The following is a 23870-nucleotide window of genomic DNA, read 5'->3' on the forward strand; positions in this document are numbered from 1 at the left end:
GGTGGCGATGATGTCATTCACATTGTCGACCGCTTTGAGAACCCCTTTGCCCAGGTAGCGCTGCTTGTCTCCGTCACGCAGCTCGACAGCCTCGTGAGCCCCGGTTGAAGCCCCGGAAGGTACTATAGCCCTGCCCATGGTTCCATCTTCCAGGATGACCTCCACTTCCACGGTGGGATTACCTCTTGAATCCAATACTTCCCGCGCAAAAACGTCAATAATTGTGCTCATATTCAGTCTACCTCCAGAACTAATGTATTCAAATCAATCATGCAAAATTAGAGATCTCCCGGTCATTTCCCGGGGTATGTCAATATTCAGGAGCTCCAGCATGGTCGGGGCGATGTCGCATAATGCTCCATCATCCCGCAAGCGGGCTTCTTTAAGCCGGTCTGATATAAGGATAAAAGGCACTTTATTATTGGTGTGGGCTGTAAAAGGCCCCCCGGTAATAGGGCACTGCATAGTCTCACAGTTGCCGTGGTCGGCAGTCATTAAGACCACTCCGTCGTGGGCCAAAACCCTCTCCGTTACCCGGGCCAAACACTGATCAACCACACGAACGGCCTCAATGGCCGCATCCAGGATGCCGGTATGGCCGACCATGTCAGGATTGGCATAATTCATGATAATGACGTCATAGCAATCCTGGTCAATTGCGGCTACAACCCTGTCGGTAACCTCCACGGCGCTCATTTCCGGTTTCATGTTATAGGTCTTAACCGTGGGCGAAGGCACCAGAATACGATCCTCATTAACATTGGGTTTTTCCACCCCGCCGTTGAAAAAGAAGGTCACATGGGCATATTTTTCAGTTTCCGCAATACGCAGCTGGCGCAGGCCGTTCTGGGCCAGTACTTCTCCCAGGGTCTGTTTCAGATTCTGGGGCTCGAAAGCTATCGGAGCATTGATAGTGGCATCATACTGGGTCATCATTATATAGTTGACCCGGAGCCGGCGCTGGCGCTCGAAATGGCTAAAGTCCTCATCAACAAAAGCCCTGGTTATCTCCCGGGCCCGGTCAGCCCGAAAGTTGAAGAATATTATGCTGTCATTATCATTCACGGTGGCGATTGGTTCCCCCTGGCTGTCGACAATCACCACCGGCTCAACAAATTCATCGGTAATGCGGGCTTCATAGCTGCTTTCCATGGCTGCCGCCCAATTGGGAGCCGGGTTGCCTTCTCCACACACCAGGGCAGAGTAGGCTTTCTCCACCCTGTCCCAGCGGTTGTCCCGGTCCATGGCATAAAAGCGGCCGCTGATGGTGGCAAACCGGCCCAGACCGATAGATTTCATGTACTCATCCAGCTGCTGCAAATACTGCGGCGCGGTTTTGGGACCCACATCGCGGCCATCCAGGAAAGCATGGACATAAACCCTCTCGGCCTCCTCCCTCCGGCACAGGTCCAACAGGGCCAGAATATGTTCCATATGGCTGTGCACCCCGCCATCAGACAGCAGACCCATCAGATGCACCGCAGCCTGTTTATCGCGGGCAGATTGTACAGCGGCGCGCAAAACCGGGTTTTCAAAAAAGGAGCCGTCCTCTATGGCGTTGCTGATGCGGGAAATCTCCTGATACACGATACGCCCCGCCCCCATATTGAGGTGCCCTACCTCGGAATTTCCCATTTGGCCGGCAGGCAGGCCCACATCTTTGCCGCTGCATTTTAATTCTGTCGCAGCATACTCTTCACGAAACCTGTAAAAATTCCGGGGATTGGCGTTGGTAATGGCATTGCCGTCACAATGAGATCCCGTTCCCCAGCCATCAAGAACCATCAATAACATCGGTTTATTTGACATTTTCACCTACTCCAACGATAGCAGCCAGCGAAGCCGCTTCCAAACTGGCGCCTCCTATCAGGGCGCCGTCAATATCCGGCTGTTCCAGGAACTTGGCAATATTGTCGGCTTTAACACTCCCGCCATACAGTATTCTTATTCCATCAGCCGTTTCCCTATTGAATAAAGACTCCAGGCCTTTGCGAACAAACAGGCACATCTCCTGGGCGTCGTTGCAGCTGGCGTTGATGCCGGTACCGATTGCCCAAACCGGTTCATAAGCGACCACCAGTTGTTCCGCCGGGAAATTCAAACCCGTCAAGGCCTGCTGCAATTGCTCCTGCACCACCTGCATGGCCAGCTGGTTTTCACGCTCTTGCAGGGTCTCGCCTACGCACAATATCGGCCTTAGTCCGTTTTCCAGGGCTGCTGCCAGTTTTTTATGGATGACGAAATTATTCTCCCCCAGAATCTGACGCCGCTCCGAATGGCCGATAATTACATACCGGCATCCGGTATCGACGAGCATGGCGGGAGAGACTTCTCCGGTAAAAGCCCCCTGGGCTTCCCCGTACATATTCTGGGCGCCAAGAACAACCCTGGACCCCGCCAGGGACGATTGCATAGCGCTAAGACAGGTGAAGGGGGGGCATATGAGCATCTCGACTTTCTCTACCCCGCTGACTCTGGGTAGGAATTGGGCCGCGAATTCCCGGGCCTCAGCCTGTAACTTATTCATTTTCCAATTGCCTGCGATCAACAGTCTTCTCATCCGGTTCAACTCCCTCACTGCCGGCTTATGCGGTGGCTTTGGCCTCACAGACAGCCACCCCTGGAAGTTCTCTGCCTTCCAGGAATTCCAGGCTGGCCCCACCTCCGGTGGAGATATGTGTGATGCCCTTTTCCACCCCCAGGTCATGCACAGCAGCGGCTGAGTCTCCGCCCCCGATTACACTCAGAGCAGATGAACCGGCTACCGCCCGCGCTACTTCGCGAGTACCGTGGGAAAACGGCTCATATTCATAAACCCCCAGGGGACCGTTCCATATGATGGTCCGTGCTTCGAGAATAGCCTTTTTAAAGCTGGTGACGGTTTTGGGCCCAATATCCAGTATCATCATATCCGCCGGGATAGCCTCTATATCCACGGTCTTGACGACGGCATCTGCCGAAATCTCTGCCGCGATCACCACATCCACGGGCAGCATCAAAGCCATCCCTTGTTTTTCCGCCTTAATCAAAAGGCGGCGGGCTTCATCCAGCAGATCGTCCTCAGCCAGCGATTTGCCTACCTCTATCCCCTGTGCTTTTAGAAAAGTGTTGGCCATACCTCCGCCGATCACTATTACGTCCATTTTGTCGATAAGATTGTCGATCAAGCCGAGTTTATCGGCAATCTTCGCCCCGCCCATAATGGCCATGCGGGGCTGCTGCCCCTCTTCCAGGACCTGCTTGAGCATCCCCACTTCCTTCTCCATCAAGAGACCTGCATAAGCGGGAAGATAATGGGCCACTCCGGTAGTGGATGAATGCGCGCGGTGGGCGCTGCCAAAGGCATCATTTACGTATAAGTCTCCTAGAGACGCCAGGGCCTTGGAAAAATCCGCATCATTTTTTTCCTCCCCGGGATAAAAGCGCACGTTTTCCAATAACACCACATCGCCCGGCTGCATCTTTTCAACAATGGAGATCACTTGCGGTCCAATGGCCGCAGGGGCCATGACCACCGGCCTGTGGATAAGATGACTGAGGCGGTCCGCCACCTTTTTCAGGCTGTATTTTTCTTCCGGCTTACCTTTGGGGCGCCCCAAGTGGCTCATCAGGATCAGGCATCCACCCTGTTCGACGATATAGTTGATGGTGGGCAAGGCCTCGCGTATTTTGGTATCGTCAATAATATGATTGTCTTTGTCGGTGGGTACGTTAAAATCCACGCGCATTAAGACGCGTTTTCCCTTAACCTCAGCATCCCTAACACTACGCATTGATGCACCTCCAAATAGTATGTCTTAAAGAGACGATTAGCCTTTGCCGGCTATATATTGGGCCATGTCGACACATCGCATCGAATAAGCCCATTCATTGTCATACCAGGCCACCACTTTGGCGGTTCTGTCACCCATGGTCATGGTCAACAGCCCATCCACAATGGCAGAATGGCTGTCCCCGCGATAATCTGCGGATACCAGGGGTACCTCGGTGTATTTTAATATACCCTGCATGCGTCCCTGACTGGCCCGCAAAAAGGCCTGATTTATATCTTGTTTACTGGCCGGTTTCTCCAATTCCACCGTAAGGTCTAACAGCGAGACTACCGGGGTTGGCACCCTTATTGCCAGGCCATCCAATTTGCCATCCAGTTCGGGAATGACCAGGCCTAATGCGCTGGCCGCTCCGGTGGTGGTGGGTATCATGGACTGCCCTGCAGCGCGGGCCCGGCGCAGGTCATTGTGGGCCAGATCCAGGATGCGCTGGTCATTGGTATAAGCATGTACCGTGGTCATCAGTCCCTTAATGATTCCAAACTCGTCCAGGAGCACTTTGGCCACCGGGGCCAGGCAGTTGGTGGTGCAGGAGGCATTGCTGAGAAGTTGAAAGGAGGGTTGATATTTATCCTCGTTTACTCCCATTACCATGGTCAGATCGACGCCATCCCCGGGCGCCGTAATAACAACTTTTTTAGCCCCGGCCTGCAGGTGCTTGCCGGCTTTGCTGCGGCTTCTGAAAGCGCCGGTACCTTCTATAACAATATCCACTCCCAGGTCGGCCCAGGGCAGTTGGGCAGGATCCTTCTCAGTCATGTAGCGGATCTTCTGCCCATTTATGATGAGGTTGTCAGATTCGACTGATACATTCCCCTTAAATTCGCCATGCAGAGTATCATACTTAAATAGATGAGCACCGGCCTTGATGTCTCCCAGGTCGTTTACCGCCACCAACTCAAAACCAGGCCGGTCTACAACAATACGAGCAACCAGCCGGCCGATTCTGCCAAAGCCGTTAATCCCTATTTTAACCGTCATGCTTCAACCACCTTTCTTAATCTTGTAAGCCCACTATCGCCTGTGCCGCTCCTTCGTCGGTAATCAGAACGGTTTGCCGGCCCCCGTTCAGCACCGCTTTAATAGCCGGCGCCTTATTGCTGCCGCCTGCTACTGCAACCACGGTTTGAATATGGGCCAGATCATGCAATTCCAATCCAATTCCGGGAACCTCATATACTATATTGCCCTGTTCATCAAAATAATATCTAAAGGCTTCTCCCACCGCGCCCTTTGCCTGGAGAAGCGCAATTTCCGCAGCGGTTAGACCTCTGCGATTGGCCATTTCCATAGCGAAACCGATGCCGTGAAAAAGAATGTCGCTAGATTTAATAAGATCGGTTATTTCTTTTATGTAGGGGTCTTGTTTTAAGGCCTGGGCGGTCTCCTCTTGTAGTTTGTCGGGGATATGCAGCATCCTGTACTGGGCGCCAATAATTTTGGCAATCCGAGCTGCTATGGTTCCGGCCTGCTGTTCTACTTCTTCCCCCAAACCTCCCCGGGCCGGAACCACCATCAGATTAGAAAAGCCTATGCCGTCGGTGATAACATCGGCTACCTCGGCCAAGGTGCTTCCCCCGGTAACGGCCAGAGTGCAGCCGGGAAACAACGACTTTTTCATATAGGCAGCGGCAACCCGCCCCAGGTCCCTTTTAATCATCTCATCACTTTGTGAATCACCGGGTACCAGTATGACTTCCCGCAGGTTGAACCGATTCTTGATCTGTTCGGCAAGACTTTGAATATTGAAAAGGAAGGGAACGAAAATATCGACTTCGTTCATAATGTGCTCGCCGGCTGGGCTGAGGCAAATTCCGGCAGTTGTGGCGTGGATCAGGCCAGTGGATTTGAGGTTCTCAATCTCGGCACGCACCATGCGTTCAGTTAAACCCAGCACTTTGCATAATTGTCGTCTTCCCACGGGTTGCTGGTGCATAATCTGCTTCAGCATTTTGTAGCGGTTAGTGATGCAGTCCATGGCATCAGGAGCAAATCGCTCCATTATGGTAAATACTCTTTCCATGCTCTCTCCCGTTAAGGGCTATCTGTAATCGGGATAATTATAGCCCTCAGGGACATTTTTGCCCCAACATGAATATAGTAACGCCTCAAACTATCAATAGTATAACATATTCATGGAAAAATAATGCAAGATTGTGTGATAAAAGCTTAACAACTATGCCCCGGGTATCTATTTATAACATATGTAGTCAATTTTTAAAGGGTGCCAGGTCTGTATGGCAGCCCTAATAGCGGCGGCGGGCCGAAGTGGAAGGGATGTTGAGTTCCTGGCGGTATTTAGCCACAGTACGGCGTGATATACGAATGCCCTTTTCCTGTAATTGCTGGGAAATGGCCTCATCGCTTATGGGGTGCTGCGGGTCTTCCCGGGCGACAATGTCCTGCAGCATATGTTTGATGCTCTTGGAAGAAACTTTGTCCTCACCGCTGCATTCCACACCGGTGCTGAAAAAATACTTGAGTTCAAATAAGCCCTGCGGAGTCTGCATGTATTTATTGGTGGTAGCCCGACTCACGGTGGATTCATGTACATTGATCATCTCCGCCACCTGGCGAAGCGTCATGGGCTTTAAATACTTAACCCCTTTATCCAGAAATTCGGTCTGCAGGTCGACGATGCATCGTGAAACCCGGTATAAGGTCATGCGCCGCTGTTCAATGCTGCGAATCAGCCATATGGCTGATCCAATCTTTTCCTCCAGATATTTGCGGGCTTCCTGAGACTGCGCGTCGGCCTGCTTAAGCATGCTTTCATACATATTGTTGACGATCAAGCGGGGGAAGTTGAAATCATTGATTATTACCACATATTCCCCCTCGATCTTTTCCACAATCACATCAGGAGTAACATATTTTATTTCATCGCCGCTGAACTGCAGCCCGGGTTTGGGGTCAAGGGTCCTGATTAAATCGCAGATTTCCTGGACTTTCCGTACTGGAGCCCCAACCTTCTGGGCGATGTGGTTCAATCTGCCCCGGGCCAGGTCGGTGAGGTGGTTATTTATGATATTGCGGGCGATTTCCGAGTCCTTGTCATATTGCCGCAATTGAAGAATCAGGCACTCCGGGAGGTCGCGGGCGCCCAGGCCGGGAGGATTGAATGACTGTATCAATTCCAGAGCCTTTTCAACCTCTTCCAGATCAACATTCAGCTGTCGGGCTACATCGTCAAGTTTGGCGGTTAAATAGCCATTCTGGTCTATGCTGCCGATCAAGTACTGGCCGATTTCTTGCTCTTCGGGGGTGGTGCTGAAAAGATGCAGCTGGAACTCCAGATGCTCATATAAGCTGGGCTTTTGCGCCAGGTAGTTTTCCAGGGATTTCTCTTCGCCCTGGTAGTTTACCCCCGCATCGTAGGTATCACGGTCACTGTCGCCGAATACATCCAGCCATTCACTGATGTCATCGTTGGTCTCAGGTTCGGATTCGTCTTGAGCATCCGCGGGTTCTTCCACATCAGGCTTTTCTTCCAGAAGGGGATTTTCCGCTAATTCATTGCGGATATATTCGGACAGCTCAAGTGAGGACATCTGCAGAATAGCGATGGCCTGGCGAAGTTCAGGTGTCATCAGCAGCTTCTGTTGCTGGGCCAGTATCACGTCATGTGTAAGGCGCATACTAACTTTCCTCTCATATCAGGCAGGTCTTTCTCTTCCTATATCTCTATCTTTATTTATCTATCTTTTTCTATCTCAAGGAGATCTCGATGATATCTTCAGCCAACTGCTCCAATTTGCGCATCCGGTAAGCAACCCCGGATTTACTTAAGGGCGGGTCCAAGAGGTCTCCTAATTCTTTAAGGGATTTGTCAGGATATTCGATTCGCACCCTGGCCAGGTCGCGCAAATGGGCCGGGAGGAATTCCCATCCTTTCAGTTCAACCAGTCTATTTATTAATTGTATTTGGCGTACTGAGGCATCCACAATTTTGGCAAGGTTAGCGGTTTCACAATTCACCTGACGGTTTATACTGTTGCGCATAGACTTGAGAATACGCACATTCTCGAAATCGAGCAGGGCTTTATGCGCACCAACCACCCGGAGAAAATCTACTATCTGTTCTCCCTCTTTTATATATAATACCAGGTTTAGCTTGCGTTCGACCATCCTGCTGGATAAGTTAAATTTTGATAATAAGCGCTGGATCTCTTTGACCAGCGACAACTCCTGAAGTATTATTTCTAAATGGTATTCTCCTTCAGGACGATTTATAAAACCCCGGCTTAAAAATATCCCGCGCAGATAACTGCGCTTGCAGCAATTCCTGCGGATGAGATCCGCGCCAAGGCGTCTCCCTTTTTTGCTGGCGGCGTTCAGGTCCTGCAGCCTCTGCCAGAGGTCCGCATCCCTATTACTAATAATAGCATGTACTTCATAGATGCGGGTCTTTTTAAAGCGGCGCCGGGGTTCTGCCTGAACGGTGGTCTGCAAGCCGTATAGCGACTTGATAAGGGTGTATATTTTACGCGCGGTTCCGGCTTGCTCAGCTTGCACCACCAATTTCAGCCGCTCGGCATCTGTTTTTATGATCCGCCCATTGACATGAACCAAGGCGGCCAGTTCGGCCCGGCGGCAGCAAGCCTTATCGGAAATCTCCCGGGCCAGTTCCTCTTTTACCTGATTTGAAAAACTCATCCATTAATTCCTCGCCAACTATGACTCGGCATTATTCTCTATGATATTAATAATAACCTGAGCCAGTTTGTCGGGCTCATGCCAGGCTACCTCGGTGTCGGAGACCAGATTCTCCTCAATCAGCCTTACGCCCATGGCCATGATCTCCCCGCTGGTAGTCTTTACCGGCACGGCGTTTTCTTCCCTGTAGCGCTCCAGGCGGTCTTCATCAATTGAACCTGAATTAACGATCACATAATCGATGATCTGTTTGCCCAAATGTTCCAGAATCACCCGCAGATGGTCGGCGGCGCTGTAATCATCAGTTTCCCCTTTTTCAGTCATAATGTTGCTCACATAACAGGTAACGGCACGGGATTCTTCAATAGCAGGAACCACCCCGTGTACCAGGAGATTAGGGATGATGCTGGTATACAGACTGCCCGGTCCCAGGATTATGGCGTCGGCCTCCCGGATGGCTTCCAGGGTTTCCGGAGCTGGCATGCATTTTTCCGGTATCAGATAGACTTTTTCTATTTTTTGATCATGATGACGTATCGAGGTCTCGCCACTTACAGTGGTGCCGTCTATCATTTTGGCCGCCAGGGTTACGTATTCCAGGGTGGCTGGCAGAACCTGGCCTCGAACCTTCAAGACCTGGCTTACTTCTCGGATAGCTGACACAAAATCGCCGGCGATTTCAGTCAAGGCTACCAGTAACAGATTGCCCAGATTGTGTCCCTGTAGTCCATCCCCGGCATTAAAGCGATGTTGGAACACCTTGTCCATCAAGGTTTCTGTTTCCGCCAGGGCAACCAGGCAGTTGCGTATATCCCCCGGCGGCAAAACCCCCAACTCAGATCGCAGCCGGCCGGAACTGCCTCCGTCATCGGTTACGGTAACCACTGCAGTCAAGTGCGAGGTATATTTCTTTAACCCTTTGAGCATAACTGACAAACCTGTACCGCCGCCGATGACAACAATTCGAGGTTCAGACTTGATCCGATTCATTTACTCCTCCAATTTGTACTTTGCAACATCTCTATGTCTGATAATTACGTTATATCCCATTTCCTTGAGCTGCTCGCCGATGTAAGCGGCCAGAACTACCGAACGGTGCTGTCCTCCGGTGCAGCCGATAGATAAAGCCAGATTAGTTTTGCCTTCGTTTATATAATGCGGAATCAAGAATTTCATGAGATTCACGAAGCGCCGCACGAACGATTTGGTGATGGTGGAATCCATCACGTAATCGATAACCTCCCGGTCTTCACCGGTCATGCTTCGCATGACCGGATTGTAAAAGGGATTGGGGATAAAGCGAACATCGATGACTATGTCCGAATCGATAGGTATTCCCAGTTTATATCCAAAGGAGACTACATTGACCGTAAAGCCATGCATCTGGCGATGAGCATAGAGGCTGGTCAGTTTATCTTTCAATTCCCGGGGCGCCAGTGTCGAGGTATCGATAACCACGTTGGCCGATCCGCGCAATTCTTCCAGCATGTTCTTTTCTACTTGAATGGCTTCCTGCAAACGCCAGGTGTTGGAGAGGGGATGGCGGCGCCGGGATTCTTTGAAGCGGCGGATTAAGACCTCATCAGAGGCCTCCAGGAAAAGAATTTCATAGGGAATCTGGTCTTGCTTGAGATCATCCAGAGAGCGGGCCAGGTCGGAGAAAAACTCTCCCCCGCGGGCGTCTATGACCAGGGCTACTTTGTCGATTTTGCCTTCAGACTGAAGGCTCAATTCAACAAATTTGGTCAATAAAACCGGAGGAAGATTGTCAACGCAGTAGTATTCCATATCTTCCAGGCAGTTAATCACCTGGGTCTTGCCGGCTCCTGATAATCCGGTAATGATGAGTATGTGTAGATTCTCCCTTTTTTCCCCCATGCGGCAATCCCTCCCCCGGCAGCATGGTTCACAACGCGCTGGGCATCAAGCCCCAGAGTTTCAACCAGGCTGCTGCCGTAAGCTAAATCCCCCACTGTTTCCGGGAAATGAGCGTCACTGTTGACAATAAAGCGAACTCCGGTTTGCTCCGCTTCTATTATATCAGAAATAGGGGGGTGGTTATGGCCGCAATTTATTTCAAATAAGACCTCATTTTGGCTGCAGGCCTCGGCTACTGCCTTAACATCAATAGAAAAGAACAGCCCCGGATGAGAAAGGATATCCAGCTGAGGGTTGTTCTCCACTGCGGCAATTAACGCGTCGGTATTGGCAACCAGGGCTTTGCGAGACTGCTTTCTGCCCAAGTGGCGCAGTGAATTTTGCACCCACAGGGCCATGCCGTCATGGACCGAGGTGGGCATGGTATAGGGATGGATACCGGCTATTAATAGATCCAGTTCGCCAATGATTTCATCAGGAATGTCCAGAGTACCGTTTAGGTCCCGGATATTGGCTTCAGCGCCGATAAGTATGCGTATATCGGGGTATCGTTTTTGCAGTTCGGCAGCCTGCCTTTTGTTGTACAGGCAGGCCCAGGCATCTTTGACACCGATCACGGCCGCCATAGGCCCGTGGTCGGTGATAGCCACCTCTTGCAGGCCTTGCTCATAAGCCGCCGCAACTATATCCCGCATGGTCTGCCGTCCATCGCTTAAACGGGTGTGAGTATGATAATCACCGAAAAAGCGCATTTGATCACCTGTTTTCCTGTGCTTTGCAGTCTATTCTAAATGGGCCAGTTCTTGCTTAAGGTAATCGATCACTTTGACCGGGGTGGGGTCGATGCCATACTCTAAGGCCAGATAATAACTCACATAGTCGCCTATATAGATCAGGGAATATATACGGGCTAAGAGGGATTCCCCGGCGCTTTCGACCTCAATAACCTTTTTTACTTTATCTTCAATCAGATTACGGGTTATATCCATACGCTGCTGCACCCGCCGGTGATCGCGGCTGTCTCTGAGAATAATAACCGCTATTTTCGCCAGCAGCTCTGCGGGGGCTTCAAAACCTACAATTTCATTGTGATTGAGTTCCGGAAAGACATTGTAATAAGCGGGGCATTTAGCGTTTTCATTGATTTGAGCTTTCCAGCGCAGGGCAGCCGGTTCCGTGCAGTTGGCACTTCCCCACACCACAGGCACAGCATCTTTAATCAGGCCAGCTATGCTTTGCGCTATATTCCGCTCTCGAGAAGCGGGCTGCAACAGATCCCTCAGGCTGTGCAAAACAGCGGCGGTTTCTTTTATGTCCGCCTCCACGTTTTTTAATATACCGGCGCTTTGCAGGGATAATAGCAGGGGAGCCAGCAGATAACCAGTCGCAGCCCGGGGAGATAAGCCGCCGGGGATGGCAACCACGGTATTGCCGTCATCCCGGGCATTCTGAGCCAGTTTGCCGCCGCTGGTAATGGCCAGGATCTGCGCCCCGCAGTTTTTGGCCTCTTCGTAAGCCGCCAGGGTTTCTTCGGTGTTGCCGGAATAACTGACCGCTACAAAAAGGGTGTTTTGGTTGACAAACCGGGGCAGGTCATAGCCGCGGTTAACAAAAACCGGAATGGCAGCTTGCTGGAAGGCATAGGTTCTTAAAATATCGCCGCCTATGGCGGACCCGCCCAGACCGGATACCATCACGTTATGGTAGGGTTTTTGATAGCGTTCTACCTCCTGATACGACATTTCCAGACACCGGTCGAACTGTTCGGGCAAACCATAGAGATAGCTTTTCATTGGCTCCTGGATAGCGCTTTCTGACATATAATAACCTCTCCTTTATAAACAGATAATCCTTTAATAGGATGAGCATTTCTCAAGCTGAAAGTTTCCTTTTTATCTTCCCCGAGTCAGCTTTCCACTATGCCTGTCGCTGTGCAGCGGGGCCGGGCTCGGTGTGTAAAACCCATTTTTCAAGGGCCTCTGCCACACCATCCTCATCATTTGAAGCTGTCACATGATCAGCAGCTTCTTTAACCAGTGGCGGCGCATTGCCGACCGCTATCCCGGTGCCCGCCCAGGCCAGCATGCCCACATCGTTATAGCTGTCTCCGATAGCCAGAACATCGGCCTGTTTTATGCCATAGTGTTCGGCTACCAGCTGCAGGGCTCTGGCTTTGTTGGCATCGCGGTGCATAATTTCCAGATAATGCAGCTTGGATCGGGTAATGAATAGTTCCTGGCCAAAGCGCTCTCTCAGATCAGCTTCTATAGGGTCGAGACTACTGGTTTGGTTTGAGATGGCCATAATCTTAAAAGCCGGTAAGCTGCGGCTGGCTTTAATCAGATCAGGCATAAAGGTTAATTCCACTCCGGCCAGCTGTGAATAAGCGATGGCCTCAGGGCTGTCGCTCTCCACACACAGCTGGTCGTCGAAATAGGTGTGAAAGTAAACCCCTTGCTCCCTGAGGAATTCCATGACTGTCGGGGCCAACTCGCCCACCGGCCTGAAATACAGCACTTCCTGAGAATAGGTGTCTTTTACCAGGGCCCCCTGGTAGGTGATTAAGGGGATATTCATGCCCAGTTTCAGGGCAAACGGCAAGGCCGAACGGTACATGCGCCCGGTAGCCAGAGTGACCAGTATACCCTGTTGGCGAATATTTTCGATATCACTGACACACCGCGGCGAGATGCGCAATCCCGAATCCAGCAAGGTGTCGTCCAGATCAATTGCCACTAATCGTATGCCCATGGTATCTCCTTCCTCAAACTGGCTCAAGACAAATAATAAACCGAGCACGGCCGGCCCGGTTAGTTTAAAAATTCAATTCTCCCGCCAGCTTATTTAAAACGAAACATGCGGTCTTCAACAAAATAGCTCCCGGCCGCACTGATCAAGCTCAAGACGAGGGCACTCAGTACGGCCCAGCCAAACCCGTCAATTTCAAAGCCGCGTATGGTAACCGCTGTGATCCACAACATAAACCCATTGATCACGAGGGTGAATAGGCCCAGGGTAAGAATATTAAAAGGCAGGGTTACCAGCAAAAGCAAAGGTCGAATAAAAGCGTTAATAACCCCCAGGAATAACGAGCCTACAATCGCTGCCCACAAAGTCAGCTGAAAACCGGGCAAAAGTTCGGCCGTCAGTACGATGGCCAGTATGTTGATAGCCCACCTCAGGACCCATCCCTGAATCATATCCTTAGCCCCCTTCATGTTAAACGCCGCTATTTGCGCTGTTAGTCTTTCTTTTAATAATATGGGATTTTTTTGTTTTTTACTAATACTATTTGTAGAATATTAAGAACCTTCATCCTGAGGGTGCAGGACCCGGTATACGGCCTGGGCGGCACTCCTGCCGATACCCTTGACCGAGGCGATTTCCTCCTGTGAGGCCCTGCTCAGGGCGGCCACTGAACCGAAAGATTCCAGGAGCAGCTTTTTGCGCCGCGCACCGATACCTTTTATATCATCCAGAATGGATTTAGTTAATTTTTTACCGCGGCGCAGGCGATTATACTCAATTGCGAAGCGGTGGGCCTCATCCCGCAAGCGCTGCAGAGTCATGAGTCCCTGATTGCGGCGGGGCAGCTTCAAGGGCCTTCCATCAGAGCGGAAAATGGTCTCTTCCCGCTTGGCCAGGGCTACTGCCGGAACGTCGATTTCGAGGTTTTTGAGGATCTCCTGTGCAGCGTGCAGCTGTCCCAGACCGCCGTCAATCATGATTAAATCGGGCTCAGGCAAAAAAGCCGGGTTGCCCTGTCCGGCTTCAGTAAAGCGGCGCTTTAAAGCCTCAGCCAGTGAGGCATAGTCATTGTTTTGCGCCATCTTAATCTTAAAGCGGCGGTAGTTCTTTTTATCTGGCCTGCCGGCGGTGAACACCACCATTGATGCCACGGTTTCCTCCCCGCCTAAGTGGGATACGTCGTAGCCTTCGATGCGCTGAGGGACAACCTCCAATTCCAGATCCCGGCTCAACTGCTGTAAAGCGCCTTGATAGTGCTCTTCAGCCTGTTGTTTTTCTTCTCTCAATAACCGGGCATTCTCCTGGACCATGTCCAAAAGGGCTTTCTTTTCCCCGCGCTGCGGCCGGTGCAGGCTGGTCTTCCTGCCGGTCAATTCCTTAAACCAGTCCTGCAGCAGAATCAAGTCGGCGGGAACCATATTCATCACGATTTCATCGGGAATATCGTGGTTTTCGCTATAATACTGGCGCAGGAAAAAGCTGCTCAGCTCTTCTCCCGGTTCATCCATAGCCGGGTGCAGCCAGTAGGTGTCTTTGCCCACAATGCGGCCGGAGCGGATTTTGAAAACCAGGCCCAAATATGGCTTTTCGTCTACTACAGTCACCACCACATCCAGGTGGTAGGGCTTGTCAAAACTGACTTTTTGCCTGGCGTCCAGGCTGTGAATGCTCTGAATCTGATCCCGCAGGCGGGCCGCTTTTTCGAATTCCAGGGCGGCGGCGGCGGCCTGCATCTCCCGCTCTTTTTGCTGGATCACCTCGGCATGATGGCCCTCCATAAAGCGGATCAGCCCAGCCACACATTGCTGGTATTCCTCAACTGTTACCCCACTGCTGCACGGGGCCAGGCATTTCTCCAGATCCCGGTTCAAGCAGGGACGGGGCTGCTTTTTCAAGGTTTTGCAGGTGCGCAAAGGAAAGATCCCGGTAAGCAGCTTGACGGTCTCTTTTAAAGCGGCCGCATCGGTGTAGGGGCCAAAGTAGCGCGAAACCCCGTCCTTTTTCTCCCTGGTGATGCATACCCGCGGATATGGTTCGGCGGTGGTGATCTTCAGATACGGGTAGGTCTTATCATCGCGCATAAAAATGTTATAGCGGGGATGATAAGATTTTATCAGGTTGTTCTCCAGAATCAGGGCTTCAACTTCACTGCCGGTAACAATATAGTCAAAATCGGCCACCCGGCTGACCATCGCTCTCACTTTGGGGTCCAGGCGATGAGGGGGCTGAAAATAGGAGCGCAGTCGATTTCTGAGGATTTTCGCCTTGCCCACGTATATAACCCGGCCGTCACCGTGCTTGAACAAGTAAACCCCTGGTTTACAGGGTATGTCTTTAAGACGTTCTTTTAGCTTTTCCACCTTGGGCAACTCCTAACAAAGGTTTAAGGTATTTCCCGGTGTGTGAAGCCGGACAATCCGCTACTGCCTCAGGGCGCCCGGCCACGATAATATGCCCGCCCTTTTCGCCGCCCTCCGGTCCCAGGTCGATAATATGATCGGCGGATTTGATCACATCCAGGTTGTGCTCAATGACGACCACGGTGTTGCCGGCATCGACCAGGCGGTTCAAGACCTCCAGAAGCTGTCTGACATCGTCTTTATGCAGGCCGGTGGTGGGTTCATCAAGAATATAGAGCGTCCGCCCGGTAGATCGTTTGGAAAGCTCGGTAGCCAGCTTGACCCGCTGCGCCTCCCCGCCGGACAGGGTGGGGGCCGGTTGACCCAGTTTAATATATCCCAGGCCCACATCCTGCAGAACTTTCAATTTGCGAAATACCGAGGGGATATTTTCAAAGCAATCCACCGCCTCATCCACTGTCATTTCCAGAACATCGGCAATAGTATAGCCTTTGTATTTCACCTCCAGGGTTTCCCGGTTATAGCGCCTGCCCTTGCAAACCTCGCAGGGGATGTATACGTCGGGCAAAAAGTGCATCTCGATCTTAATGATACCGTCGCCGGAACAGGCGTCACAGCGCCCGCCGCGAACGTTGAAACTGAACCGCCCCGGCTGATAGCCGCGCACCCTGGCTTCAGCAGTCTGGGCAAACAGTTCGCGGATGCCGTTAAAAGCCCCGGTATAAGTGGCCGGATTGGACCGCGGGGTGCGCCCGATAGGGGCCTGATCGATATTTATTACTTTATCTATGGCTTCTGCCCCGGTTATGTCAAGATAGCGACCCTGCTGGTTATGACGGCTGCTCTGACCGGAGCGCCGGTTGATACGCCAGGTCAGTCCGGGGTAGAGGATTTCCTCCACCAGAGTGCTTTTGCCCGACCCGGATACTCCGGTAATCACCACCATCATCCCCAGGGGGATCTCCACATCGATATTCTTTAAATTATGCTTGTGGGCCCCTTTAATTAAAATCTGGCGGCTATTGCCCTGGCGCCGCACAGCGGGCACTTCAATGTCGAGGAGGCCGGAAAGATATTGCCCGGTCAGGGATTCGGGCGCCTGCATGATCTCTTCCAGAGTGCCCTGGGCCACAACCTGCCCGCCGTGTATGCCGGCGCGCGGGCCGATATCAACGATATGATCGGCCTGGCGCATGGCATCCTCATCGTGCTCCACCACGATTACAGTATTGCCCAGATCGCGCAGGCGGCGCAGGGTTGCCAGGAGGCGGTCGTTATCCCGCGGGTGCAGCCCGATGCTGGGTTCATCCAAGACATATAAGACCCCTACCAGGCTGGAGCCTACCTGTGTAGCCAGGCGGATACGCTGTGCTTCTCCGCCGGACAGGCTGCCGGCCGGGCGGTCCATGGTCAAATAATCCAGGCCCACATCGATCAGGAATTTTAAGCGCTCCTGTATCTCCTTGATCACCTGGCGGGCGATAATATGCTCGCGCGGGCTCAATGCCAGGCTTTCGAAAAACTGATAGCATTCGCGGATGGAAAGTGAGGTCACGTCATTGATAGACTTGTCCCCTATCAAGACCCAGAGGATCTCCTCGCGCAGGCGCTTGCCCCGGCAGCGCGGACACAGGGTGGTGGTCATATATTTTTCTATCTCCTCCCGCGAAGCATCCGATTTGGTCTCCAGGTAGCGCCGGCGCAGGTTGGTCACCACGCCTTCAAAACTGGAAGTGAAGCTGTTCTTCTCCCCGTATGAATTGACATAATTGACGCGGATGCGCTCCCCATTCTTCCCGTAGAGGATGGCATCCACCTGATCATCGCTCAGCTCTTTGAGGGGTTTATCCAGGGGAATGTCATTTTTCTCCGCCATCCCGTACAAAATCTGATTGTAGTAGGTGTAAAAATTATTGGACCAGGGAATGATAGCCCCTTCTTGAATGCTCTTATCCCGATCCAGAACCAATTCAGGGTCAATAACCCGTTTTTCTCCCAGGCCGTCGCATTCCGGGCAAGCCCCGAACGGGTTGTTAAAGGAAAACATCCGCGGGCTCAGTTCGCTCAGGCTGAATCCGCAGTCCGGGCAGGCGAAATCCCGGCTGAACAGCTGGTCCTCTTCGGCGCCATTCTCTCCCAGCACCCGGATAATGATCAGTCCTTCACTGAGTTCGAAGGCCAGTTCCAGGGATTGGGCCAAACGGCTCCGTATGCCGTCTTTGACAACCAGGCGGTCGATCACCGCGCTGATGTCGTGTTTTTTATTTTTTTCCAGTACGATCTCTTCATCCGAGGTGTATTCATAGCCATCCACGATAACCCGGACAAAGCCGTCTCGAAACAGGTCCTGCAAGAGCTTTTTGTGCTCGCCTTTCTGGGCCTTGACCACCGGCGCCAGGACCTTGAGACGGGTTCCCGGGGTCATGACCAGGAGGCTGTCTACAATCTGATCCACGGTTTGGCGCTGGATAGGCTGATGGCAATGAGGGCAATGAGGCCTGCCTACCCGGGCATACATCAAGCGCAGGTAATCGTACACCTCGGTAACCGTCCCCACCGTTGAACGGGGATTGTTGGAGGTCGATTTCTGGTCGATGGAAATGGATGGAGAAAGCCCCTCTATAGAATCCACATCAGGCTTCTCCATCTGTCCCAGGAATTGGCGGGCGTAGGTGGAGAGCGATTCCACATAGCGGCGCTGGCCCTCACTGTAAATGGTGTCGAATGCCAGGCTGGATTTGCCTGATCCCGACACCCCGGTGAAAATCACCAGCTTATCGCGGGGAATTGTAATGTCGATATTCTTTAAATTATGTTCACGGGCGCCTTTTACGTAGATATAGTCTTTCACTTTATGCTCCTATCAGCATCGCGGCCTCTTTAACGGCCGCGGGATCGCTTTTTGGTCTTGCGCGGGGGCTCCAAGAGCTTCTTGATCATGTCGCGGAGCTCGGCAGCCCGCTCGAATTCAAGGCTTTCAGCTGCTTTTATCATTTCGGCCTGCATCTCTCCGGCCAGCCTAACCCGCTCCTCTTTGCCCAGATGGGAGAACAGCGCCGCATCATATTGGGCCGGAGCCTCGGCAATGGTAGCCTCGATGGAGGCATAGATCTCCTTTTGGATGGTTTCCGGGGTAATCCCGTGGGTTTGATTGAATGCTATCTGCTTTTCGCGGCGGCGGTTGGTCTCATCGATAGCGGTCCGCATGGAAGGGGTGATGCGGTCGGCATACATTATCACCTGTCCTTCCACATTGCGGGCCGCCCGGCCAATGGTCTGAATCAGCGAACGCCCCGAACGCAGAAAGCCTTCCTTGTCCGCATCCAGTATGGCAACCAATGCGACCTCGGGAAGATCCAGCCCTTCCCGCAACAGGTTGATTCCCACCAGCACGTCGAATTCGCCCGCCCGCAGGTCGCGCAGTATCTCCAGGCGTTCCAGGGCCTGGATGTCGGAATGCATATAGCGAACTCTTATCCCCGCGTCTGCCAGGTAGTCGCACAGGTCTTCAGCCATGCGCTTGGTCAGGGTAGTGACCAGAACCCGGTAGCCCTGGCCTACAGTCTGTCTTATCCTTTCCATCAGGTCGTCGATCTGGTGCCCGGTCGGCCTTATTTCCACAAGCGGGTCGACCAGCCCGGTGGGGCGTATGATCTGTTCCGCCACCTGCCTGCTGCGCTCAACTTCATAATCCCCCGGGGTGGCACTGACATATACGATTTGATTGACCTTGGCCTGAAACTCGGCGAATTTCAAGGGGCGGTTATCCAGGGCTGAAGGCAGCCTGAATCCATACTCCACCAGATTCTGCTTGCGCGACCGGTCCCCTTCATACATACCCCTGATCTGCGGCACGGAAATATGGGACTCATCAATAAACAATATAAAATCCCGGGGAAAGAAATCGATCAATGTATAGGGGGGTTCACCTGACTTTCTACCCGTAATATAGCGGGAATAGTTTTCAATCCCCTTGCAGTAGCCGATCTCCCTGATCATCTCCAGGTCGTAGCGGGTGCGCTGCTCAATACGCTGCGCCTCCAGGAGTTTGCCTTCATTTTGAAAGCGGGTCACCTGCTCATCCAGTTCCAGTCTAATATCTTCCGCAGTGTCCAGCATGCGCTCGCGGCTGGTCACATAATGGGAGGCCGGGAAAATCATGGTATGGAGCCTGCGGCCATAAACCTCACCGGTTATGGGATTGAACTCGATAATGCGGTCGACTTCATCGCCAAATAATTCTATCCTGAGGGCTCTCTCACCGGCTGAGGCCGGGAATATCTCGATGACATCGCCCCTCACCCGGAAATTGCCGCGGTTAAAGGAATAATCATTGCGTTCATAATGATTTTCCACCAGGCGCCGCATTATAGTATCGCGCGGCGCCTCCATGCCCGGCCTGAGTGATATGGCCATGCGATAGTAATCATCCGGAGCCCCCAAGCCATAGATGCAGGATACGCTGGCCACAACTACGACGTCCCGCCGTTCCAGAACCGCCGCGGTGGCAGAGTGGCGCAGTTTGTCGATCTCATCGTTTATGGAGGAGTCTTTCTCGATATAGGTATCAGTGTGGGGCACGTAGGCCTCAGGCTGGTAATAATCGTAATAGCTGATAAAGTATTCCACCGCATTTTCCGGAAAGAACTGCTTGAACTCGGCATAAAGCTGCCCCGCCAGGGTCTTGTTGGGAGCCATGATCAAGGCGGGCCGCTGCACTTCCTCGATAATGCGGGCCATGGTAAAGGTCTTCCCCGAACCGGTCACACCCAAAAGGGTCTGTTCCGGATACCGGGCCTTAAGCCCTTCGACCAGAGCCTGTATGGCCTGAGGCTGGTCTCCGGTCTCATGGTAGGTTGAATGTAGCTTGAATTCCATTATTAACCTCTTAAGTTCAGTAGTTACGCCTGTCCTTTCCTAATCCATGATAACAAATGTTCGCCCCAATAATAAAGAGGGCATAGAGGCGCCGGGACAGGCGCCTCTACTATGAAAAAGTACGGGTTGGTTGGGATTTACGGCCTCATCTTTGGATTAATTCCTCCAGCAAGGCCATCCTTCTCTGGTTGAGGGCTTGAAAGTTCATTTTGCTGGCGTAGAGGTGTTTGAGAGCTTTTAATTCCCGGTAAGCCTCTTCCAGTTTTTCCTGAGCCTTGGACAGCAGTTCTTCATAATTGTGGTTGGCCAGGCTGCTCACCTGCGCTTCCTTGAGGATCTCAAAATCGTCCAGTACCGCTTCGGTGTTGATCACTTTATCCCACGGTTTTAAATTCAGCTGCAGACCGCCGCCATCAATTACAGCAGTGCTGAAGGCTGGAAGGATGATCATTAGCAAACTATCCGCCTCCAAACCGCAATAATAATATTCCACGCTATTGCCCTGCTGTTTTGCTTTTCTGGCGATTTCAGCCAGGATAGTTGATTTGCCGCTGCCAGCCGGACCCGTCAAGACAAAACGCTGCTTGCAATCAGAGCTGATTTCTTCGACATAATCGATGTACCCTTCCGCAGTCATGGCACTGGCAAAAAAATGTCTCTCTCCGGGCCGCGGTAGGGTGGCTTCACTGTATATCTGCTCTACCAGACTATAAAGCTGCTGCATGTTGAGATGGGCCGCAGCAGATTTCTTCAGCTCCTGTTTGGCCAGGGCAGCCGACTGAAGATGCATTTCGGCCTGCCGGTTCGACAGTTCCCATTGATCGATATGCTTTATGATCTGCCGGGCCTGTTCCTTAATCAGGGCAGTATCCAGGTAATCGCCCAGATTAATAACATCCCCGCTGATATGTGGATAATGCGGTTCAATGGATACCGGGCTGCTGCCGTTAACTACCGCGGTATCCAGCTGGGGAAAATAAATCCCTTCAGGGTTGACCGCATCCGCAGCCGAGATCCAGTATTCCATCTCATAGCCTAATGAGGACATAGACTCCCCCAGCAGCCGAATAAACGTGGCTTTCCCCGTTCCCGCAGCGCCCTTGAGGATATAGACTCGTTTTATTCCCGCCAGTAAATCAGGCAGGCAGCTGACATAACCCTGGTCGGTAAATGTACTGGACAGCACATACTTGATTTTGCCTTTATATAACAATTCCAGACCCCTTTCCCTGCTGGATTTCTATAGTATATTCGAAAAGTAAACCATTGGTTAATGAAGTAGCCACCCGGGATGGCCGGTTTTCAAAAGGGCTAAGAGCCTCCCCGCGTGCCCAGCCAGATCAGCATCTCATGGCCAAGCGGGGCAAATATGGCAGCTATCCAGCTCATCAAAGGGTATGATGAGGCCGATAAGGACAGCGCCAGCAGGATCAAGCTATAAACGGCCAGATTGCGGGCAGACCGCATCACAGTGAGGCGGGGGGTGGTTTTGGTGACCGTTTCGCCATAACCGAGTATGGCCAGAACCGGAAGCATGATAAAAAGACTGTCTTGAGCTGCAGGGGGATGGCATTGCAGCAAAGGCCACCAGGAAGGCATAGTATAGCCTATGCTGCTGTCGGATGTACAGCTGATAACCAGCAGCAAGGGCCAAAACCGCTGCAGTTTAAAACCCTGTACGGTCTGGCCCTGTTTTTTGAAACAAACCCGGCCCGGCTGAGTGCTGCCGTCGACCAGGATCAAACCGCTTTCAATGAGGTGGAGAATCGCTATTAGGCCCGTTATCTGCGGAACGCAGCTGACTGAGCGTGAAGTCAAAAGGCAAAACAGGGCCAATAGGCCGCCTGCATAGGAAAAGCAGATCAGGCGGGGATGAACCAAGGCCAATCCCAGGGAAATCAGCCATAAGGCCAGGATGCTTAAATTGCGCACATCGATTCCGACTACCACCAGCAGGGCGCTGCCTAAGAATCCTGCACCAAGGCCGATCAAGACAGATAATAGCGCCGACTTTATGAATTCACGCTGGTTGGATCCTGGTGATTTTCGCCCATAAGACCAGCTGATTACAAAAAACATAATAAGATAGAGGGAAATAAAAAGAGGCGAGGATATAGCTTGCAACCATACCCGCCCCATTTCCAACCAGATGCTTAAGACAGAATCCAAGCAGTCCACTCCTTTGGGCGCAACGAGTCAACCGGGGTGGCCAGTATTTAAGGATTCTTATTAATTTTCCAGCTTCGTCTTTAACACTTCTATGGCTTTATTCAGTTGCAAATCCTGGCTGTTGTTGGGATCGTTTTGCACCTCGTAATCAGGGGTGATGCCGACTTCATTGATGTCTGTGCCGTTGGGGGTATAATACTTCTGAGTGGTCAATTTCAAAGCCCCGCCGTCATGCAGGGGAAATACGGTTTGCACCAGGCCTTTGCCGAAAGTCTTAACTCCCACCAGATCAGCCCGCTGGTTATCCTGCAGGGCCGCAGCCAGTATTTCCGAGGCGCTGGCGCTGTCATGATTCACCAGGACCACCAGGGGAATATTCACTTTGCCAGGTGAGGCTTTGTAGACCTGTTGATTGCCTTTGCTGTCTGCAGCGCTTACCACCGTGCTGCCATCCAGAAATATTCCGGCAATGTCAATTGCGGCATTGAAATCTCCGCCGCCGTTGTCCCGCAAATCCAGAATTATGCCCTTCACCTTGTTTCCGCTCATCAGCTTTTCAACACTGGTAGCCAGTTCATTGGCCGACTGGGCGTGGAATTGATTTAAGCTGATGTAGCCGATATCAGCGGCTTCGTCAAGAATTTTGTCCTCAACCGAAGGCACATTGATTATTTCACGCACTATGGTAAAGTTGAGTTCCTTGCCTTCAGATTCCCGGTAAACCCCCAATTCCAACTGCGTCCCCGGGTCGCCGCGCATCAGCTGGGCGGCTTCATCAGAGGTCATCTTCACGGTGCTTTCACCGTTGATGCGCACTATGATGTCCCCGTGTTTGACCCCTACCTTATAGGCTGGAGTCCCCCTGATGGGAGAATAGATCATGATACGACCTTGATTGTCCTGCCCCACATAGACCCCGATGCCGCCAAATTTAGCTTCTAATTTGACCTTGAGATCCTGATAGGTCTGCCTGTCGAGATACCTGGAATATGGATCGTCCAGGGCTTCAACAATGCCTGCTCCGGCCCCTTCCAGCATCTGCGCAGTATTGATCTGGTATAAAGACTCGGTTTTGATCAGCCCGATGACACTGAATAGTGTACTCAGACCGGCACTGCTGGTCACTAAGAGGGCAATCGTGCAGACAACCACCACCACACCGACGGTGCTAAAAAAAATGTTAATTCCCCGTAACCAGTTATTTCTTTCTCTGTTCAAATCGTCACCACCAATAATATTCTATTATCCTTGGCATACAAATATGTTATCCTGCCGGTTCAATGGGCTGGCATCAACAGCTTCGGTGTTCACGCCCACATAAAAAGTAAGGATAGCGGCTACCAGAGTAAAT

The 23870-nt window shown here is 52.0% G+C and carries 19 protein-coding genes and 1 pseudogene; all 20 read right to left on the reverse strand.

Going from position 1 to position 23870, the window contains the following annotated elements; genetic code table 11:
- Positions 1-231 (reverse strand): annotated as a pseudogene (eno, locus tag B2633_RS13255) (phosphopyruvate hydratase); the annotation flags it as partial.
- Between the two features lie 33 nt (positions 232-264).
- Positions 265-1809 (reverse strand): 2,3-bisphosphoglycerate-independent phosphoglycerate mutase, encoded by a 1545-nt coding sequence (gpmI, locus tag B2633_RS13260; protein ID WP_483171192.1) that lies wholly within the window; start codon positions 1807-1809, stop codon positions 265-267.
- On the reverse strand, positions 1799-2560 hold the full coding sequence (gene tpiA, locus B2633_RS13265) for a triose-phosphate isomerase (RefSeq protein ID WP_483171194.1): 762 nt from the start codon (positions 2558-2560) through the stop codon (positions 1799-1801). Before tpiA ends, gpmI begins: the two co-directional genes overlap by 11 nt.
- A gap of 25 nt (positions 2561-2585) precedes the next feature.
- Positions 2586-3773: a phosphoglycerate kinase gene (locus B2633_RS13270; protein ID WP_483171195.1), complete on the reverse strand. Its 1188-nt coding sequence runs from the start codon at positions 3771-3773 to the stop codon at positions 2586-2588.
- 36 nt (positions 3774-3809) lie between these two features.
- Entirely contained in the window at positions 3810-4811 is a 1002-nt protein-coding gene (gene gap / locus B2633_RS13275; protein WP_483171196.1) for a type I glyceraldehyde-3-phosphate dehydrogenase, read from the reverse strand.
- A 16-nt stretch (positions 4812-4827) separates the two neighbouring features.
- A complete protein-coding gene (locus B2633_RS13280) occupies positions 4828-5853 on the reverse strand; it encodes a sugar-binding transcriptional regulator (RefSeq protein WP_481042343.1) in 1026 nt (341 codons plus the stop codon).
- Positions 5854-6076: 223 nt separating this feature from the next.
- On the reverse strand, positions 6077-7468 hold the full coding sequence (gene rpoN, locus B2633_RS13285; RefSeq protein WP_483171197.1) for an RNA polymerase factor sigma-54: 1392 nt from the start codon (positions 7466-7468) through the stop codon (positions 6077-6079).
- A gap of 70 nt (positions 7469-7538) precedes the next feature.
- Positions 7539-8486, reverse strand: a complete 948-nt coding sequence (gene whiA, locus B2633_RS13290; RefSeq protein ID WP_481042339.1) for a DNA-binding protein WhiA — start codon at positions 8484-8486, stop codon at positions 7539-7541.
- Positions 8487-8504: 18 nt separating this feature from the next.
- Complete coding sequence (locus B2633_RS13295; protein WP_481042337.1) at positions 8505-9476, reverse strand: gluconeogenesis factor YvcK family protein; 972 nt, start codon at positions 9474-9476, stop codon at positions 8505-8507.
- Entirely contained in the window at positions 9477-10364 is an 888-nt protein-coding gene (gene rapZ, locus B2633_RS13300; RefSeq protein ID WP_483171199.1) for an RNase adapter RapZ, read from the reverse strand. It abuts the gene before it with no gap.
- A complete protein-coding gene (locus B2633_RS13305) occupies positions 10292-11116 on the reverse strand; it encodes a PHP domain-containing protein (protein ID WP_483171201.1) in 825 nt (274 codons plus the stop codon). The genes rapZ and B2633_RS13305 overlap by 73 nt, the downstream gene beginning before the upstream one ends.
- A gap of 30 nt (positions 11117-11146) precedes the next feature.
- Positions 11147-12184 carry a bifunctional phosphoglucose/phosphomannose isomerase gene (locus tag B2633_RS13310; RefSeq protein ID WP_483171202.1) on the reverse strand — a complete coding sequence of 346 codons (1038 nt, stop codon included), beginning with the start codon at positions 12182-12184 and terminating at the stop codon, positions 11147-11149.
- 97 nt (positions 12185-12281) lie between these two features.
- On the reverse strand, positions 12282-13163 hold the full coding sequence (locus tag B2633_RS13315; RefSeq protein ID WP_483171204.1) for a Cof-type HAD-IIB family hydrolase: 882 nt from the start codon (positions 13161-13163) through the stop codon (positions 12282-12284).
- Between the two features lie 41 nt (positions 13164-13204).
- Positions 13205-13564: a phage holin family protein gene (locus tag B2633_RS13320; protein ID WP_483171206.1), complete on the reverse strand. Its 360-nt coding sequence runs from the start codon at positions 13562-13564 to the stop codon at positions 13205-13207.
- A 102-nt stretch (positions 13565-13666) separates the two neighbouring features.
- A complete protein-coding gene (gene uvrC / locus B2633_RS13325) occupies positions 13667-15472 on the reverse strand; it encodes an excinuclease ABC subunit UvrC (RefSeq protein ID WP_481042325.1) in 1806 nt (601 codons plus the stop codon).
- Entirely contained in the window at positions 15447-18323 is a 2877-nt protein-coding gene (gene uvrA, locus B2633_RS13330) for an excinuclease ABC subunit UvrA (protein WP_483171208.1), read from the reverse strand. The genes uvrC and uvrA overlap by 26 nt, the downstream gene beginning before the upstream one ends.
- A gap of 29 nt (positions 18324-18352) precedes the next feature.
- Positions 18353-20350: an excinuclease ABC subunit UvrB gene (gene uvrB, locus B2633_RS13335; protein WP_481042321.1), complete on the reverse strand. Its 1998-nt coding sequence runs from the start codon at positions 20348-20350 to the stop codon at positions 18353-18355.
- A gap of 145 nt (positions 20351-20495) precedes the next feature.
- On the reverse strand, positions 20496-21563 hold the full coding sequence (locus B2633_RS13340; protein WP_481042319.1) for a P-loop NTPase fold protein: 1068 nt from the start codon (positions 21561-21563) through the stop codon (positions 20496-20498).
- Between the two features lie 98 nt (positions 21564-21661).
- Entirely contained in the window at positions 21662-22519 is an 858-nt protein-coding gene (locus B2633_RS13345) for a hypothetical protein (RefSeq protein ID WP_481042317.1), read from the reverse strand.
- Positions 22520-22579: 60 nt separating this feature from the next.
- Positions 22580-23737 carry a S41 family peptidase gene (locus B2633_RS13350; protein ID WP_483171209.1) on the reverse strand — a complete coding sequence of 386 codons (1158 nt, stop codon included), beginning with the start codon at positions 23735-23737 and terminating at the stop codon, positions 22580-22582.
- Between the last annotated feature and the right edge of the window lie 133 nt (positions 23738-23870).

It is taken from the genome of Syntrophomonas sp. UBA1041 (genome assembly GCF_002316705.1).
Lineage (GTDB): Bacteria > Bacillota > Syntrophomonadia > Syntrophomonadales > Syntrophomonadaceae > DTU019.

Coding starts and splice junctions, on each gene's coding strand:
- rapZ (WP_483171199.1), bottom strand. CDS start 10,364: ATGGGGGAAAAAAGGGAGAATCTACACATACTCATCATTACCGGATTA.
- whiA (WP_481042339.1), bottom strand. CDS start 8,486: ATGAGTTTTTCAAATCAGGTAAAAGAGGAACTGGCCCGGGAGATTTCC.
- rpoN (WP_483171197.1), bottom strand. CDS start 7,468: ATGCGCCTTACACATGACGTGATACTGGCCCAGCAACAGAAGCTGCTG.
- B2633_RS13320 (WP_483171206.1), bottom strand. CDS start 13,564: ATGATTCAGGGATGGGTCCTGAGGTGGGCTATCAACATACTGGCCATC.
- tpiA (WP_483171194.1), bottom strand. CDS start 2,560: ATGAGAAGACTGTTGATCGCAGGCAATTGGAAAATGAATAAGTTACAG.
- B2633_RS13310 (WP_483171202.1), bottom strand. CDS start 12,184: ATGTCAGAAAGCGCTATCCAGGAGCCAATGAAAAGCTATCTCTATGGT.
- B2633_RS13305 (WP_483171201.1), bottom strand. CDS start 11,116: ATGCGCTTTTTCGGTGATTATCATACTCACACCCGTTTAAGCGATGGA.
- gap (WP_483171196.1), bottom strand. CDS start 4,811: ATGACGGTTAAAATAGGGATTAACGGCTTTGGCAGAATCGGCCGGCTG.
- gpmI (WP_483171192.1), bottom strand. CDS start 1,809: ATGTCAAATAAACCGATGTTATTGATGGTTCTTGATGGCTGGGGAACG.
- B2633_RS13270 (WP_483171195.1), bottom strand. CDS start 3,773: ATGCGTAGTGTTAGGGATGCTGAGGTTAAGGGAAAACGCGTCTTAATG.
- B2633_RS13295 (WP_481042337.1), bottom strand. CDS start 9,476: ATGAATCGGATCAAGTCTGAACCTCGAATTGTTGTCATCGGCGGCGGT.
- uvrB (WP_481042321.1), bottom strand. CDS start 20,350: ATGGAATTCAAGCTACATTCAACCTACCATGAGACCGGAGACCAGCCT.
- B2633_RS13280 (WP_481042343.1), bottom strand. CDS start 5,853: ATGGAAAGAGTATTTACCATAATGGAGCGATTTGCTCCTGATGCCATG.